Origin of the sequence: Streptomyces flavofungini (assembly GCF_041028215.1) — a bacterium.
GTDB classification, from domain to species: Bacteria; Actinomycetota; Actinomycetes; order Streptomycetales; family Streptomycetaceae; genus Streptomyces; species Streptomyces flavofungini_B.
Genome location: NZ_JASKYR010001234.1, coordinates 1 through 1453, shown reverse-complemented (window position 1 = coordinate 1453; position 1453 = coordinate 1). Strand labels below are relative to the sequence as shown.

1 protein-coding gene and 1 pseudogene are annotated in these 1453 nt (G+C 73.0%); both read right to left on the bottom strand.

Features of this window, described 5'->3' with window-relative positions; all coding sequences use genetic code 11:
• A pseudogene (locus AB8Z36_RS40025) lies at positions 1-199 on the bottom strand (hypothetical protein); the annotation flags it as partial.
• A 10-nt stretch (positions 200-209) separates the two neighbouring features.
• A partial coding sequence (locus tag AB8Z36_RS40020; protein WP_369218272.1) for an MDR family MFS transporter occupies positions 210-1453 on the bottom strand: 1244 nt, incomplete at its 5' end.

Genomic DNA, 1453 nt, shown 5'->3' with positions numbered 1-1453 from the left:
AGTCCGGGCGGACGGTGCCGGTCACCAGCTTGCGGACCTGGGGCGGGTAGTGGGCGTACATCTCCTCGTGGGTGGCGACCCAGACCTCGGCGTCCAGGTCGTGGGCGGCGCGCAGCAGGGCCTCACCGGCGGAGACACCGGCTTCGAGGAAGAGGATCTTCGAGGTCTTCGGCAGAGTCGTCAGCGTGGGCTCCGGCATGTCGGGTCCTTTACGGGGTGGTCTTCTCCAGTGGCGCTTCGGCCTCGGGCGCGGCCTCGTCGGCGGCGGCGGCGCGTGCCCGGATGGCCGGGGCCAGGGTCAGTTGGGCCAGGGCGGCCGTCACGCAGAGGGCGGCGCACGTCAGCCACAGGACGGTGGAGCCGACGGACAGCAGGTGGGTTCCCGCCAGCGGGGCGATGAGGAAGCCGGTCCCCCACGCCATGCCGAGCAGGCCGTTGTAGCGGCCGCGCAGGGCGGGCGGGGCGAGGTCGGCGACGACGGCGGCGGTGATGGCGAAGACCAGGACCTCGCCCAGACTCCACACCGAGACGGCGAGCGCGTAGGCCGGGCCCGCCGAGGCGACCGCGACCAGGGCGTTGCCTCCCGCGGCGAGCAGGAAGCCGGTGGCGAGCACGCGGCTCTTGTCGAACGGGGCGAGCCGGTGGCCGATCAGCGGCTGTACGAGGATGATGACGACGCCGTTGACCGCCATCACCGTTCCGTAGACGTCGCCGGAGAGCCCGTCGCGTGCCATGACCAGGGGCAGCGTGGCGAAGGCCTGCTGGAAGACGACCGCGTACAGCACGACGACGCCCGCGAAGGCGAGCATGACGCGGTCGGCCAGGACGGTGCGGTAGCTGCCGGTCGTGCCGCGCTCGGCGGACGGTGGCCGGGTCTCGGGCACGGCGCACCACACGAGCAGGCCGAAGACGGCGCAGGCCGCGGCGTCCACCCAGAACAGCAGGGAGAAGCCGCGGGTCGCGAGATGTCCGCCGAGCACCATCGCGGCGGAGAAGCCGAGGTTGACCGACCACAGCAGCAGGCCGAAGGCGCGCGTGCGGTCGGCGGCGGGGACGGTGTCGGCGACCAGCGCCTGGGCGGCGGGCCGGAACAGGTCGATGGTGACGCCGAGGGCGAAGCCCGCCGCCGTGAGGGCGGTCAGCGACTGCGCGTGGCCGAGGGAGAGCAGGGAGGCGGCGTTGGCGAGCATGCCGCCGGTCAGGGCGGTCCGGCGGCCGAACCGGTCGGTGAGGTAGCCGCCCAGCGGCTGGGAGATGACCGAACCGACGCCCACGATCGCGAGGATGATGCCGATGGTGCCGAGCGGTACGTCGCGCACCTGGCTGAGGTAGAGACTCAGGAACGGGTTGACCATGGCGCCGAGGCGGTTGATCAGGGTGCCGGACCACAGGACCCAGAACGCGCCGGGCAGTCCCCCGACGCGGACCTTGACGAGGGTGCGCAGTCGCCCGG